Origin of the sequence: Escherichia sp. HH091_1A, from assembly GCF_030295175.1 — a bacterium.
Lineage (GTDB): Bacteria > Pseudomonadota > Gammaproteobacteria > Enterobacterales > Enterobacteriaceae > Escherichia > Escherichia coli_F.
In genome coordinates this window covers 1,319,297-1,334,057 of record NZ_AP025747.1, presented here as the reverse complement: position 1 = coordinate 1,334,057, position 14,761 = coordinate 1,319,297, and the positions used below count along the sequence as shown (strand labels likewise).

General features: G+C 48.3%; 16 protein-coding genes. 7 read left to right on the top strand and 9 right to left on the bottom strand.

The features are described from left to right. Positions 1–85 precede the first annotated feature (85 nt). Complete coding sequence (gene mdtG / locus QUF14_RS06460) at positions 86–1,312, top strand: multidrug efflux MFS transporter MdtG (RefSeq protein ID WP_000074172.1); 1,227 nt, start codon at positions 86–88, stop codon at positions 1,310–1,312. An 82-nt stretch (positions 1,313–1,394) separates the two neighbouring features. After that, on the top strand, positions 1,395–1,769 hold the full coding sequence (locus tag QUF14_RS06455) for a MysB family protein (protein ID WP_000180056.1): 375 nt from the start codon (positions 1,395–1,397) through the stop codon (positions 1,767–1,769). Here the strand turns inward: QUF14_RS06455 and QUF14_RS06450 are convergent, their stop codons facing one another. From QUF14_RS06450 to mdoG, 3 genes are all read right to left on the bottom strand, one after another. Further along, on the bottom strand, positions 1,770–1,997 hold the full coding sequence (locus QUF14_RS06450; RefSeq protein ID WP_001211028.1) for a YceK/YidQ family lipoprotein: 228 nt from the start codon (positions 1,995–1,997) through the stop codon (positions 1,770–1,772). Positions 1,998–2,167: 170 nt separating this feature from the next. Continuing rightward, positions 2,168–4,711, bottom strand: a complete 2,544-nt coding sequence (gene mdoH, locus QUF14_RS06445) for a glucans biosynthesis glucosyltransferase MdoH (RefSeq protein WP_001354910.1) — start codon at positions 4,709–4,711, stop codon at positions 2,168–2,170. Continuing rightward, positions 4,704–6,239 carry a glucans biosynthesis protein MdoG gene (mdoG, locus tag QUF14_RS06440; protein WP_001300662.1) on the bottom strand — a complete coding sequence of 512 codons (1,536 nt, stop codon included), beginning with the start codon at positions 6,237–6,239 and terminating at the stop codon, positions 4,704–4,706. The genes mdoH and mdoG overlap by 8 nt, the downstream gene beginning before the upstream one ends. Before the next feature lie 393 nt (positions 6,240–6,632). On the opposite strand from mdoG, the gene mdoC reads away from it, so the two are divergent. Beyond that, positions 6,633–7,790: a glucans biosynthesis protein MdoC gene (mdoC, locus tag QUF14_RS06435; protein ID WP_001070350.1), complete on the top strand. Its 1,158-nt coding sequence runs from the start codon at positions 6,633–6,635 to the stop codon at positions 7,788–7,790. Positions 7,791–7,797: 7 nt separating this feature from the next. Here the strand turns inward: mdoC and clsC are convergent, their stop codons facing one another. From clsC to csgB, 6 genes are all read right to left on the bottom strand, one after another. Beyond that, positions 7,798–9,279 carry a cardiolipin synthase ClsC gene (clsC, locus tag QUF14_RS06430; protein WP_001354909.1) on the bottom strand — a complete coding sequence of 494 codons (1,482 nt, stop codon included), beginning with the start codon at positions 9,277–9,279 and terminating at the stop codon, positions 7,798–7,800. After that, entirely contained in the window at positions 9,221–9,754 is a 534-nt protein-coding gene (gene ymdB / locus QUF14_RS06425; protein WP_000857405.1) for an O-acetyl-ADP-ribose deacetylase, read from the bottom strand. The genes clsC and ymdB overlap by 59 nt, the downstream gene beginning before the upstream one ends. 94 nt (positions 9,755–9,848) lie before the next feature. After that, positions 9,849–10,160 carry a YmdA family protein gene (locus QUF14_RS06420; RefSeq protein ID WP_000489582.1) on the bottom strand — a complete coding sequence of 104 codons (312 nt, stop codon included), beginning with the start codon at positions 10,158–10,160 and terminating at the stop codon, positions 9,849–9,851. A 120-nt stretch (positions 10,161–10,280) separates the two neighbouring features. Further along, positions 10,281–10,613, bottom strand: a complete 333-nt coding sequence (gene csgC, locus QUF14_RS06415) for a curli assembly chaperone CsgC (RefSeq protein WP_000992818.1) — start codon at positions 10,611–10,613, stop codon at positions 10,281–10,283. 58 nt (positions 10,614–10,671) lie between these two features. Continuing rightward, positions 10,672–11,127, bottom strand: coding sequence for a curli major subunit CsgA (csgA, locus tag QUF14_RS06410; RefSeq protein ID WP_000771422.1), 456 nt, complete (start codon positions 11,125–11,127; stop codon positions 10,672–10,674). Between the two features lie 40 nt (positions 11,128–11,167). Further along, the gene (gene csgB, locus QUF14_RS06405) at positions 11,168–11,623 is read right to left on the bottom strand and encodes a curli minor subunit CsgB (RefSeq protein ID WP_001360656.1); all 456 of its coding nucleotides are present in this window, start codon (positions 11,621–11,623) and stop codon (positions 11,168–11,170) included. A 754-nt stretch (positions 11,624–12,377) separates the two neighbouring features. Between csgB and csgD the strand changes: the two genes are divergently transcribed. Genes csgD through csgG form a run of 4 tightly spaced genes read left to right on the top strand, consistent with a single transcriptional unit; the run spans position 12,378 to position 14,723 of the window. Then, positions 12,378–13,028: a biofilm master transcriptional regulator CsgD gene (csgD, locus tag QUF14_RS06400; RefSeq protein ID WP_000481500.1), complete on the top strand. Its 651-nt coding sequence runs from the start codon at positions 12,378–12,380 to the stop codon at positions 13,026–13,028. A 4-nt stretch (positions 13,029–13,032) separates the two neighbouring features. Then, the gene (gene csgE, locus QUF14_RS06395) at positions 13,033–13,422 is read left to right on the top strand and encodes a curli production assembly/transport protein CsgE (RefSeq protein WP_000833288.1); all 390 of its coding nucleotides are present in this window, start codon (positions 13,033–13,035) and stop codon (positions 13,420–13,422) included. Between the two features lie 24 nt (positions 13,423–13,446). Beyond that, positions 13,447–13,863 (top strand): curli production assembly/transport protein CsgF, encoded by a 417-nt coding sequence (gene csgF / locus QUF14_RS06390; RefSeq protein WP_001264088.1) that lies wholly within the window; start codon positions 13,447–13,449, stop codon positions 13,861–13,863. A 26-nt stretch (positions 13,864–13,889) separates the two neighbouring features. Then, positions 13,890–14,723, top strand: coding sequence for a curli production assembly/transport protein CsgG (gene csgG / locus QUF14_RS06385; RefSeq protein ID WP_001189321.1), 834 nt, complete (start codon positions 13,890–13,892; stop codon positions 14,721–14,723). The last annotated feature ends 38 nt before the right edge of the window (positions 14,724–14,761 follow it).

The following is a 14,761-nucleotide window of genomic DNA, read 5'->3' as shown; positions in this document are numbered from 1 at the left end:
GCCCCCTGGAAGTCGGGCGCATAATTAGTGTGCTTATCTTTTCTTCTTATGTTCACCGCGCCTGGCGCACCAACAGCGGATTGCTATGTCACCCTGTGAAAATGACACCCCTATAAACTGGAAACGAAACCTGATCGTCGCCTGGCTAGGCTGTTTTCTTACCGGTGCCGCCTTCAGCCTGGTAATGCCCTTCTTACCCCTCTACGTTGAGCAGCTTGGCGTTACCGGCCACTCCGCCTTGAATATGTGGTCCGGTATTGTCTTCAGCATTACATTTTTATTTTCTGCCATCGCCTCACCGTTTTGGGGTGGGCTTGCCGACCGTAAAGGCCGAAAACTCATGCTATTACGCTCTGCCCTCGGCATGGGCATCGTGATGGTGTTGATGGGGCTGGCACAAAATATCTGGCAGTTTTTGATCCTGCGGGCGCTGCTTGGTTTGCTTGGCGGATTTGTTCCCAACGCTAACGCACTGATCGCCACACAAGTACCGCGTAATAAAAGCGGCTGGGCGCTGGGTACGCTCTCCACAGGCGGCGTTAGCGGCGCGTTGCTCGGCCCAATGGCTGGTGGTTTGCTTGCCGATAGCTACGGCTTACGTCCGGTATTCTTTATTACCGCCAGTGTGCTGATACTTTGCTTTTTCGTCACCCTGTTTTGCATCCGAGAAAAATTCCAGCCAGTCAGCAAAAAAGAGATGCTGCATATGCGGGAAGTGGTGACATCACTTAAAAACCCGAAACTGGTACTCAGCCTGTTTGTCACCACGTTAATCATCCAGGTGGCGACGGGCTCAATTGCCCCCATTCTGACGCTGTATGTCCGCGAACTGGCGGGTAACGTCAGTAACGTCGCCTTTATCAGTGGCATGATCGCCTCGGTGCCAGGCGTGGCTGCTCTGCTGAGTGCACCACGACTCGGCAAACTTGGCGATCGAATCGGCCCCGAAAAGATCCTGATTACGGCGCTGATCTTTTCTGTACTGCTGTTGATCCCAATGTCTTATGTTCAGACGCCATTGCAACTTGGGATTTTACGTTTTTTGCTCGGTGCCGCGGATGGTGCATTACTCCCCGCCGTACAGACACTGTTAGTTTACAACTCGAGCAACCAAATCGCCGGGCGTATCTTCAGCTATAACCAATCGTTTCGTGATATTGGCAACGTTACCGGACCATTGATGGGAGCAGCGATTTCAGCGAACTACGGTTTCAGAGCGGTATTCCTCGTCACCGCTGGCGTAGTGTTATTCAACGCAGTCTATTCATGGAACAGTCTGCGCCGTCGTCGGATACCCCAGGTATCGAACTGATTTTTCGCCTTTCATACTTGCAAAAGCGGAGAATCAGCTACCCTTTTCCCTGAAACCTCATCAACTCAAAGGGAGAATCGTGATGACCATGTACGCAACGCTTGAAGAAGCCATTGACGCTGCACGCGAAGAATTTCTTGCAGACAACCCCGGCATCGACGCCGAAGACGCGAATGTGCAACAGTTCAATGCCCAAAAATACGTTTTGCAGGACGGCGACATCATGTGGCAAGTTGAGTTTTTTGCCGACGAAGGGGAAGAAGGTGAATGTTTACCCATGCTTAGCGGTGAAGCCGCGCAAAGTGTCTTTGACGGCGACTATGATGAGATAGAGATCCGCCAGGAGTGGCAGGAAGAGAATACATTACATGAATGGGACGAGGGGGAATTTCAGCTTGAGCCACCGCTGGATACGGAAGAAGGACGGGCAGCGGCTGATGAGTGGGATGAACGCTAATTACTCATACGGGCCATGATGAATGTCGATCGGCAGCAGTAAAGTATCGAAAACAAGGGAGAATGGCAGATCAAGGATCGTGACGTAACGCCAGGCGGAGTCACGCACGTCCCATTGCACACCAGGATAATATTGGTTGCCATGCCCCTGCCCCGGTATAGTGCGACTAATAATACTGCCGCAGCCACTCAACAAGGTCACCATAATACTGACCATGATGAAACGCATTTGATACCTCTCCCGTAAAAAAATACCGGCATAACGCCGGTATTTTTATTGGCTCGTTGTTTTTGCCGGATGCAGCGTGACCGCCTTGTCCGACCTACAAAATATTGCAAAATCAATACATCGTAGAACGTTGTAGGCCTGATAAGCGTAGCGCATCAGGCCACTACGTTTTATTGCGAAGCCGCATCCGATTTACGCAATGCCAGCGGATTCAGCTTTATCCCTTCATAATAACTCACCCATGAAGAATATCTCTCAGGGGAATTCCAGACCCGGAAATGCAGACGGGCCATCGTCACCGGATCGCTTAGCAGCACCAGGCGACGATCGCGATTCAGCTTCTCTGGCGTCTCGTTCAGCGCCTGTTCAACGTGGCGGTCACGGGCGATTTCCAGCACCTTACTGGCGCGGTGACGCGCCGTCGCCATGGCGGTTGCCAGAGCGTTAAATGACGGGTTAAACACCGCATGCATAAAGCCATCGTCGAGGGAGCGTTGACGATTCATCTCGAGGAAACGATCGGTATCAAGCAGTACCTGCGGCGGTGAATACTCTTCCGGGATCAGGAACAGTTTCCAGCGTTTGGTACGCAGACCCACTGTAGTACGGCTGGAGATCACCGAAACAAACGGTGACAGGATCAACGAGAAAACAATCGGTGCCAGCCAGAACAGGAAACGCAGATCCAGCCACGCCATACCAACCGCCCACACTAACCCCAGCAGCAGCTGAGAGCCGTGGCGTTTGAATGCTTCGCCCCAGGAAGTGGAGTCATCATCACGCTGCGGTGAATTCCACACCACTTCCCAGCCAAGGAAAGCGCTGACGACGAAGACCGTATGGAACAGCATACGTACCGGAGCCAGCAACACGGAAAAAAGCACTTCCAGCAGCAGCGATAATGTAACGCGCCAGAAGCCACCGTATTCTTTCGTTCCTTTGCACCAGATAAGCAAAATGCTCAATAACTTCGGCAGGAACAACAGCACCATAGTCGAAGCAAACAGCGCTATCGCCAGCTCAGGACGCCACTGCGGCCACACCGGGAACAACTGCCGTGGTTGCAGGAAGTATTGCGGTTCGGTCAACGCATGAACTACCTGCAATGCCGTAGAGAGCGCGAGGAACATAAACCACAACGGCGCGGAGAGATAAGACATCACACCTGTCAGGAACACCGCACGGTGAACCGGGTGCATACCCTTCACCAGGAACAGGCGGAAGTTCATCAGGTTGCCGTGGCACCAGCGGCGGTCACGTTTTAGTTCATCGAGCAAGTTAGGCGGCAATTCTTCATAAGAACCCGGGAGATCGTAAGCAATCCATACCCCCCAACCTGCGCGGCGCATCAACGCAGCTTCCACGAAGTCGTGCGAAAGGATTGAACCGGCAAAGGAACCTTCTCCCGGCAACGGCGCCAGCGCGCAGTGCTCGATAAACGGTTTCACGCGGATAATCGCGTTATGCCCCCAGTAGTGCGACTCACCGAGTTGCCAGAAGTGCAAACCGGCTGTAAACAGTGGCCCATACACGCGGGTCGCGAACTGCTGACAGCGCGCATACAGCGTATCCATACCGGACGCTTTCGGCGACGACTGAATGATCCCGGCGTTCGGGTTGGCTTCCATCAGGCGCACCAGGCCGCACAAACAATCACCGGTCATTACCGAGTCAGCATCCAGCACCACCATGTAGCTGTACTGGCTGCCCCAGCGACGGCAGAAGTCATCGATATTACCGCTTTTACGCTTCACGCGACGACGGCGGCGGCGATAGAAAATCTGACCTTCGCCACCGACTTCAGCGATAAGCTCCATCCACGCTTTTTGCTCTGCGACGCAGATATCCGGGTTGTAACTATCACTCAAAATGTAGACATCAAAGTGTTTGGCATTCCCGGTGGCTTTTACTGATTCCCACGTTGCACGCAGGCCAGCAAAAACACGGTTCACGTCTTCGTTACAGATAGGCATGATCAACGCCGTGCGATGCTCCGGGTTTAATGGTTCATCGCCAACTGTCGACGCAGATATACTGTATTTATCGCGACCAATAAGCAACTGCAGGAAGCCCATCAACGCCGTCCAGAATCCGGCGGACACCCAACAGAACAGAACCGCAAAGAGGATCAGGATACCGGTTTGCAGCATATAAGGCAGAAGCTGCATAAAGGAAACCCACAGATCCTGACCAACCATATCCATAGGATTAATCAGCGCCCACCCCTGATATGGAAGAATGGTCTTCATATACCAGGTCGCGACAACAGTTTGCGCGAGCGTCAGGATTAACAGAATGTAACGGCGGATGGTGCCGACGGTACGCCACTTTTGCTCGCTCTCCTGCTCTTCTTTGGTCAAACGAGCCAGATAGCGCGGCGTCACATCGCGTCCACGCAGGCGATCCCAGAAACGGCCTACCGGGTTGGTACGCCACGGGTCGGGAAACATCGAGGAGCGTTTTGCTTCTGGCATCGCCTTAAGCTGATCGCGCCCTTCATCGTCTTTAATTAACTGTCCATCAGCAAGTGAATCTGGCCAGGCTTGTTCCAGACGCGCCTTTACCGAGCCTTGCGGGGAGTCATCCTCCCGCGCCCAGGTGCGGTGTTCGGCATCCAGCGCCTGATGAACGGCGCGGATATCAGTCTTCGGCAATGCCGCTTTCTCGCTTGCGGCGATGGGCATTGCGTCAATGTACTCAGTTGTCTTATTCATTGGCAGGTAACTGGTAGCTCCAGGTTTCACTCAACGTCTGATCGGCATTCACCAGCGCAGCACGCATTTCAGTGGTTTTCTTGGCATCTTTCACTTTCACACGCATCACCAGACGCCAGCCTTTGGTAACCGGGTTATAGCGCACCGTGCTCTCAACTATCTCACCATTATCACCAATGCTGGTTTGCGCTGTGACCGGGGTATCCTCTGGCAGTTTTTTCATCTCTGCGCCGGTAAAATCGACCACAAAGGCGATAGTACCGTCAGGCTGGCGAATCAGGTTCGACTGCTTCACATCCCCCGTTGAACGACGCGTTTGTTGCACCCATGCGTTATCTGGTGCATGCAGTTTGTCTTCATCACGGCTAAAGGTGATGGTGTATTTAAAGTTCATCTCTTTACCCGGCTCCGGCAGCTGATCCGGCGTCCAGTAAGCAACGATGTTATCGTTGGTTTCATCGTTGGTTGGAATTTCCACCAGCTCAACGCTGCCTTTGCCCCACTCCCCTTTCGGAGTCACCCATGCGCTTGGACGGAGGTCGTAACGATCATCGAGATCTTCGAAGCGGGAGAAATCACGACCGCGCTGCAACAGACCGAAGCCTTGCGGATTTTCCATCGAGAAGCTGCTGACCGCTAAATGTTTCGGGTTATTCAACGGACGCCAGATCCACTCACCATTACCGGCATGGATAGAGAGACCGTTAGAGTCGTGCAACTCCGGGCGATAGTTATTTGCAGGCGAAGGTTGGTTCGGCCCAAACAGGAACATACTGGTTAACGGTGCAACCCCCAGTTTGCCGACTTTATCGCGCAGATAGATTTTCGACTGCACATCCACAACCGTGTCACGCCCTGGCATAACCACGAATTTGTAAGCACCTGTCGCACGCGGCGAGTCAAGCAATGCATAAATGGTTAAACGTTTATCAGTCGGTTTTGGACGCTCGATCCAGAACTCTTTGAAACGTGGAAATTCTTCACCCGATGGCAAGGCGGTATCAATTGCCAGGCCGCGGGCAGAAAGGCCATAAACCTGACCTGCGCCAATCACGCGGAAATAGCTGGCCCCGAGCATGCTGACGATTTCATCGTTTTTATCTTTGCTGTTGATCGGGTAAAGCACTTTAAAACCGGCAAAACCAAGGTCTTTTACCGTGTCTTTATCATGCTGAACATCGCCGAAAGTGAAATAATCCGGGCTGTATTTGATTCGTTTGACTGCGGTGGCAGTCACTTCATTTATTTTGACCGGGGTATCGAAGTACATACCCTGATGGTAGAACTCGAGTTTGAATGGGGTCTTCAGATTGTTCCAGTACGCTTTATCATGATTAAACTGGATCTGCTGATAGTCCGCGTATTTCATGTCGCGGAAAACGGAGGGCAAGTTGCTTTTAGGCGCCTCATAGCCTTTCCCGGCTAAGGATTGAGCTTGCTTTGCGACATCATCAATACTGAAAGCCCAGCTTGAAGATGTATACAGGGTTAACATTACTGCAGCACTCAACCAACGCATTTTCATCATTTGTAGTTTATGTTTCATAATTAGTAAGCACTTCCCCCTTTGTGTGCTTATATCGATCCGATCTATTTTAATGGATAACCAGCCATTCCGACAACAGAATCCCGGTATCGTTCAGCACGCTGGCTCATGGATTAAGCACCTGATTGCAACCGTTTTCACTTTCCGTGCTTCTCCTAAAGACAGAAGCATCGACTTCGTGTAGGGTTTGCCAGCAAATTTATTTATCAACCGTCTTACAGACGCTTCCATTCTGGTTAGTGGTAGCGATGATGCTATGCATAAAAACCTTGAAGCCTGCGCCTGGCGCGGTCAGGTCGGTGTCGCTATGGCAACAAGCCTAAAGGCATAACCCGACAGGGATAAGACGAAAAATCCGAGATTAGTTAACCATATATGAACCCAGTACCCGCGCAACGTGAATATTTCCTCGACTCCATCCGCGCCTGGCTGATGTTGTTAGGGATCCCTTTTCATATTTCTTTAATCTATTCGAGCCATACATGGCATGTGAATAGCGCCGAACCGTCATTGTGGCTGACCCTTTTTAATGACTTCATCCACTCGTTCCGCATGCAGGTATTTTTCGTTATATCCGGGTACTTTTCCTACATGCTTTTTTTACGCTATCCCTTGAAAAAATGGTGGAAAGTACGTGTCGAACGTGTAGGGATCCCGATGTTAACAGCCATCCCCCTACTGACATTGCCGCAATTTATTATGCTGCAATACGTCAAAGGGAAAGCGGAAAGTTGGCCTGGACTGTCATTGTATGACAAATATAATACGTTGGCCTGGGAATTAATATCGCATCTGTGGTTTTTATTGGTGCTAGTGGTCATGACGACGCTGTGCGTATGGATATTTAAACGCATCAGAAATAATTTAGAAAATTCTGATAAAACGAATAAAAAATTCTCGATGGTAAAATTATCGGTGATTTTTTTGTGCCTCGGCATCGGTTATGCGGTAATAAGAAGAACGATTTTTATTGTGTATCCACCCATTCTGAGTAACGGCATGTTCAATTTTATTGTCATGCAAACGCTATTTTATTTGCCGTTCTTTATCCTCGGCGCACTGGCTTTCATTTTCCCTCATCTTAAAGCCTTGTTTACCACGCCGTCTCGTGGCTGTACCCTCGCAGCAGCATTGGCATTTGTCGCTTACTTACTCAACCAGCGCTACGGCAGTGGCGATGCCTGGATGTACGAAACCGAGTCGGTGATCACGATGGTCCTCGGTCTATGGATGGTGAATGTGGTCTTCTCCTTTGGCCACCGTTTGCTTAATTTCCAGTCGGCGCGGGTGACTTACTTTGTTAACGCATCGCTGTTTATCTATCTGGTTCATCACCCGTTAACGCTGTTTTTCGGCGCGTACATTACACCGCACATCACCTCCAACTGGCTTGGTTTTCTCTGTGGCCTGATATTCGTAGTAGGGATTGCGATAATTCTGTATGAAATTCATTTACGCATCCCGTTACTGAAGTTTTTGTTCTCTGGTAAACCGGTTGTTAAGCGTGAGAACGATAAAGCACCAGCCCGTTAAGCCGCGTTTACAATAACCATTCCACAGGCAATATCGACGCCAGTCTGACCATAACCCGCTTCCAGAAACTGGTAGCGGGTTCTTTTTTGAGAACAATTTCTTTCTTTGCATGACGATCAACCCAGTTGATCCGCCCCCACCTGTCCAGACGGAGCTGCCAGGCCGCATCATACTGGCTCTGAATAAAGCGTTTATCAATTAACTCTGCCAACGTTTCGCTCTCTATCACGAACCCCATTTCAGTATTGAGCAATGTCGAACGTGGATCGAAATTGAAAGAGCCAATAAACACCGTTTTACCATCGATGCTAAAGGTTTTAGCATGCAGGCTGGCACCGGAATTACCGGTTATGCCGCGATCGTGTAACGTACTACTTTGTTCACGCGTCGGTTTGAGTTCATATAATTCCACGCCGTAGCGGAGCAATTTTTTGCGCCAGCGCGCGTATCCGGCATGGACGACAGCAACATCGTTAGCGGCAAGAGAATTGGTTAGGATCGCAATCTTTACCCCTTTTCTCACCATCCGTAAGAGTTGCGCCACACCTGCGCGTGTCGGTACAAAATAGGAAGAGATAATATCGATGCGTTCACTGGGTGAGCCCATGATATCGAACAGGCGTTGCGGTAACAGTGAATGCCGTTTTGCCTTGCCTTCCCCTTTCGCCGGATCATCACTTAATAAACGTGTTTTCGCCCAGATAAGCGGCAACGTTCCATCAACCAGATGATTTATAAACGGGCTGGATTCCATTTTGCGTAAATAACGATGCGTCATGGCATCGTCATGCCAGGAGGCGGGTAACTCGATGCGATCCGCCATTTCACCTTCCGGGACATCCAGCACCTGCTGTAAGGGTGAAACCGATTTACAATACCAGTAGCGGGCGAAATCATCGGCAACGTCCTCTACAACTGGTCCTATTGCCATGACATCTAAATCCGAAAAAAGTGGCTCTTCCCCTGCACCAAAATAGGCATCACCAATATTTCGCCCCCCTACCAGCGTCACCACGCCATCGACAGTGAAACTTTTATTGTGCATACGGCGATTGAGACGGGAAAAGTCGGTGATATAACCAAGCGGACGTAGCAAGCGAAACGAGAAAGGATTAAAAAGCCGGACTTCAATGCGGGGATGACTGTCAAGCAAGCGTAAAATGTCGTCAAGTCCGGGTGTATTGTTGTCGTCCAGCAACAAACGGACGCGAACGCCACGCTTTGCTGCGGCTAACAGGGCGGAAAACAGTAACCGACCCGACATATCGTCCTGCCAGATGTAATACTGAACATCCAGCGTATGCTCTGCCATTTCGGCCAGACGATACCGGGCGGCAAACGCATCCAGACTTTTCTCCAGAGGGAAAAGGCCACACTGACCGGGATGTTGCGAACACAGTGGCAGCACCGCGCTCGCCAGCCGGGGCAAATCATTCATCTCCTTGTTGGGTAAGGAGTCTTTCGTAGAGGTGGGCGTTTTCTTCATCATAACAGACAAAGTATACCTGTTCGGGTAAAGCGTGACGGGTAATAAATTCTGAAACGGTTTTTACTGCGATTTCAGCCGCTGCCGCACGAGGGTAACCATAAACCCCAGTACTAATTGCAGGAAAAGCCACTGACGTATAGCTGTTTGCCGCCACCAGTCGTAGGCTATTGAGATAGGCATCCTGCAAAAGCTGGTCTTCGTTTTGTTCACCACCACGCCAGACTGGCCCGACGGTGTGCACTACGGCTTTAGCGGGAAGATCGCCTGCAAGCGTAATAACGGCATGCCCCGTAGGGCAATCGCCCTGCTGTTGCCTGACTTTTAAACAGGCATCCAGAAGGGCCGGACCCGCTGCGCGATGAATGGCTCCATCGACGCCGCCGCCTCCCATTAATGACGGATTAGCCGCATTCACAATCACATCAACGGCCAGTTTGGTAATATCACCCTGCACAACATGAATACGCGTTTTCATAACGCCTCCTTACACCTTCTTGTTTCTTAAGTGTACAGCAGGCTTTTTGGTTAAATCGCATTTTTCTGCTCAGCAAGGTGAGTTGTTCAGAAACTTAGTTATATTCGATGTTCATTACAGCCAGCTTTTTCTGTTTATCAAGATACTGCACTTTTACTGAGGCTATTTGCGCGTTTTTGACATTGCCGCTCATTAACGCTTTGCTGGAATAGGTTCTGCCCGGAACAGAGCCATTCTGTGGGCAGTTCATTTCTACGGGTGATGACTGGGTGCTGACGTCACATGCCGGTTCCACAATTTGGCCATAAAAATGGATCACGCCCCCTTGCGCGGTGCTTCCTGCGATGGCAATAAAAGGAAAAAACAAACTGCCGAGCATAAGAGAGTTTAAAAAAGGTCTGAACATTTATTCTATTTCCTCAATGATTAGTCATCCTTGAGGGTTGTGTTATCCATACTTTCAGGTTGGCTGATCCGCAGCAGACCATTCTCTCCAGATTCATCTTATGCTCGATATTTCAACAAATTAAGACTTTTCTGAAGAGGGCGGCCATTGTTGTGATAAATGAAGTGACTGTCCATCAGAAACAGTAACAACTATTTTCACCCGATCGTCCGGGGAAATATTTAAACTCAACTTCGTCAAAGCAATGGGTTGATTAGCAGGCAATGAGAGGGTCTTTTCTTGCTTCGTCTGACTTTGCCCTGAACTGCCTTCGCGCAGGGACAATATTTGTACTCTGCACAGACAAGATTGAGTAAGAGTGACTTCAGGAATAATGGTGTACATATCCCCTTGCTGGGTCGTATTAAAGGTTATCTGACTGGAAAGTGCCGCAAGGAGTAATAACGCATTCATATTCTTCTCCCGAAAAAAAACAGGGCTTGCGCCCTGTTTCTTTAATACAGAGGATGTATTAGTACTGATGAGCGGTCGCGTTGTTACCAAAGCCAACCTGAGTGACGTTAACGCTGGAGTTAGATGCAGTCTGGTCAACAGCAGCACCGTTACCGCCACCGAACTGTTTAACAGTCATAGTAGAATCTTTACCATTCCACTGATCAAGAGTGGCGCTGTTACCGAAGCCACGCTGAGTCAGATCGATTGAGCTGTCATCTGAGCCCTGACCAACATCTGCACCGTTACCACCGCCATGCTGGGTAATAGTCAAGTCAGAGTTACGGGCATCAGTTTGCAGAGCAAGTGCAGAGTTACCGCCACCGTACTGGTAAATGTTCAGCTCTGAATTTGGGCCGCTATTATTACCGCCACCGCCATGGTGACCACCACCGCCATACTGAGGAATAGAACCTGCCAGAGCGCTACCAGAGAATACGATTGCTGCAATTGCTGCTACTTTTAAAAGTTTCATGTAAAACCCCCATCGGATTGATTTAAAAGTCGAATGGAAATTAACGTTGTGTCACGCGAATAGCCATTTGCGACTGTCTCTGCACTACAATTGCCGTTTTTTGAGTACCATACTGTGTAATATTTGCTTTATTACCAGAACCTTTCTGGATAATCATCGCAGTATTACCATAAGCACCTTGCGAAATACTGGCATCGTTGGCATTGCCCGCCTGATCAATATATGCAAGGTTATAATCTCCTGTCTGGTCAATCTTTGCCCGGTTGCTACTACCTTCTTGCGCAACAACCGCCAAAAGTTTTGAGCCTCCCTGCCGTAACTGAGCACTATTATTAGTCCCAGCTTGACCAATTATGGCTGCCTGATTAAATGAAGACTTACTCAATTCATTTACCGCGAAGTTATATTCTGAATTAGCTAAATCATAACCTGCTGCGGCTGCAATCCCAGGCGCACCCAGTATTGTTAACATCATAAATAACAATTTGTTTTTCATGTTGTCACCCTGGACCTGGTCGTACATTTAAGAAATTAAATCATTTCAACTTGGTTGTTAACGCAACCTGTATTTTGTTAACGCTGCGTTACGATGGAAAGTATGTCTGCGGAAATATTTTTAATAACTCACCCGCGCGTTGTATTTTTCTTTTTTTGTTCATACCAAAGTATTAAAACCCACGTAAATACGCTGTTATCTACGCAAAAAAATATTTTGTTTTCTTTTAAATTTCGGTTTTCCGCAATCAAAAATCACCAGACAGTCATTCTTCTTGCCCGTCGCTGATTGCTGCGATATGTCTTGCGCACAAGCCGTGACAAACCTCGTCTTTTTGCAGTAAAAAATTGTCCACGGAGGTGTGGAGAAAAAACAAGAACGTTTTACATGACGAAAGGACTACACCGAAATATTTTTTATATGCATTATTAGCAAGTTAGCACCATTTGTATGATTTTTTAAAATTGTGCAAGAAAAACCAAATGTACAACTTTTCTATCATTTCTAAACTTAATAAAACCTTAAGATTAACATTTTAATATAACGAGTTACATTTAGTTACATGTTTAACACTTGATTTAAGATTTGTAATGGCTAGATTGAAATCAGATGTAATCCATTAGTTTTATATTTTACCCATTTAGGGCTGATTTATTACTACACACAGCAGTGCAACATCTGTCAGTACTTCTGGTGCTTCTATTTTAGAGGCAGCTGTCAGGTGTGCGATCAATAAAAAAAGCGGGGTTTCATCATGTTTAATGAAGTCCATAGTATCCATGGTCATACATTATTGTTGATCACTAAACCTTCTTTGCAGGCGACAGCTCTCTTGCAGCACCTTAAACAATCGCTGGCAATTACAGGAAAATTACATAATATTCAACGTTCTCTGGACGATATATCTTCAGGCTCTATTATTCTTCTGGATATGATGGAAGCGGATAAAAAGCTTATCCATTATTGGCAGGATACTTTGAGCAGGAAAAACAACAATATCAAAATATTGTTGCTAAATACGCCTGAAGATTACCCGTACCGCGACATTGAAAACTGGCCTCATATCAACGGCGTTTTTTATGCCATGGAGGATCAAGAACGTGTTGTCAATGGGTTGCAAGGCGTCCTGCGCGGCGAATGCTACTTTACGCAAAAGCTTGCCAGTTACCTGATTACGCATTCAGGTAACTATCGTTATAACAGCACGGAATCAGCCCTCCTTACTCATCGGGAAAAAGAGATCCTGAATAAGCTGCGTATCGGCGCGTCTAATAACGAGATCGCTCGTTCGTTGTTCATCAGCGAAAATACGGTTAAAACGCATCTTTATAATCTTTTCAAGAAGATAGCCGTAAAAAACCGGACACAAGCGGTTTCCTGGGCAAACGATAACCTCAGGCGATAAAGCCATGAAACGTTATTTACGCTGGATTGTGGCGGCAGAATTCCTGTTCGCCGCAGGGAATCTTCACGCCGTTGAGGTAGAAGTCCCGGGCTTGTTAACTGACCATACTGTTTCATCAATTGGCCATGATTTTTACCGAGCCTTTAGTGATAAATGGGAAAGTGACTATACGGGTAACTTAACGATTAATGAAAGGCCCAGTGCACGATGGGGAAGTTGGATCACAATAACGGTCAATCAGGACGTTATTTTCCAGACTTTTTTATTCCCGTTGAAAAGAGACTTCGAAAAAACTGTCGTCTTTGCACTGATTCAAACTGAAGAAGCACTAAATCGTCGCCAGATAAATCAGGCGTTATTGAGTACGGGCGATTTGGCGCATGATGAATTCTAAATAAAAAATTGTTCGGAGGCTGCAATGCGTGTCAAACATGCAGTAGTTCTACTCATGCTTATTTCGCCTTTAAGTTGGGCTGGAACCATGACTTTCCAGTTCCGTAATCCAAACTTTGGTGGTAACCCAAATAACGGTGCTTTTTTATTAAATAGCGCCCAGGCACAAAACTCTTATAAAGATCCGAGCTATAACGATGACTTTGGTATTGAAACGCCATCAGCGTTAGATAACTTTACCCAGGCCATCCAGTCACAAATTTTAGGTGGGCTACTGTCGAATATTAATACCGGTAAACCGGGCCGCATGGTGACCAACGATTATATTGTCGATATCGCTAACCGCGATGGTCAATTGCAGTTGAATGTGACGGATCGCAAAACCGGACAAACCTCGACCATCCAGGTTTCGGGTTTACAAAATAACTCAACCGATTTTTAAGCCCCAGCTTCATAAGGAAAATAATCATGCAGCGCTTATTTCTTTTGGTTGCCGTCATGTTACTGAGCGGATGCTTAACCGCCCCGCCTAAAGAAGCCGCCAGACCGACATTAATGCCTCGTGCTCAGAGCTACAAAGATTTGACCCATCTGCCAGCGCCGACGGGTAAGATCTTTGTTTCGGTATACAACATTCAGGACGAAACCGGGCAATTTAAACCCTACCCGGCAAGTAACTTCTCCACTGCTGTTCCGCAAAGCGCCACGGCAATGCTGGTCACGGCATTGAAAGATTCTCGCTGGTTTATACCGCTGGAGCGCCAGGGCTTACAAAACCTGCTTAACGAGCGCAAGATTATTCGTGCAGCACAAGAAAACGGCACGGTTGCCATTAATAACCGAATCCCGCTGCAATCTTTAACGGCGGCAAATATCATGGTTGAAGGTTCGATTATCGGTTATGAAAGCAACGTTAAATCGGGCGGTGTTGGGGCAAGATATTTTGGGATCGGTGCAGACACGCAATACCAGCTCGATCAGATTGCCGTGAACCTGCGTGTCGTCAATGTGAGTACCGGTGAGATCCTCTCCTCGGTGAACACCAGTAAGACGATACTTTCCTATGAAGTTCAGGCGGGGGTCTTCCGCTTTATTGACTACCAGCGCTTGCTGGAAGGGGAAGTAGGTTACACCTCGAACGAACCCGTTATGCTGTGCCTGATGTCGGCTATCGAAACAGGCGTCATTTTCCTGATTAATGATGGTATCGACCGCGGTCTTTGGGATTTGCAGAACAAAGCAGAACGGCAGAATGACATTCTGGTGAAATACCGCCATATGTCGGTTCCACCGGAATCCTGATAGATAAAAATGCCGGATATCATCCGGCATTTTACTGT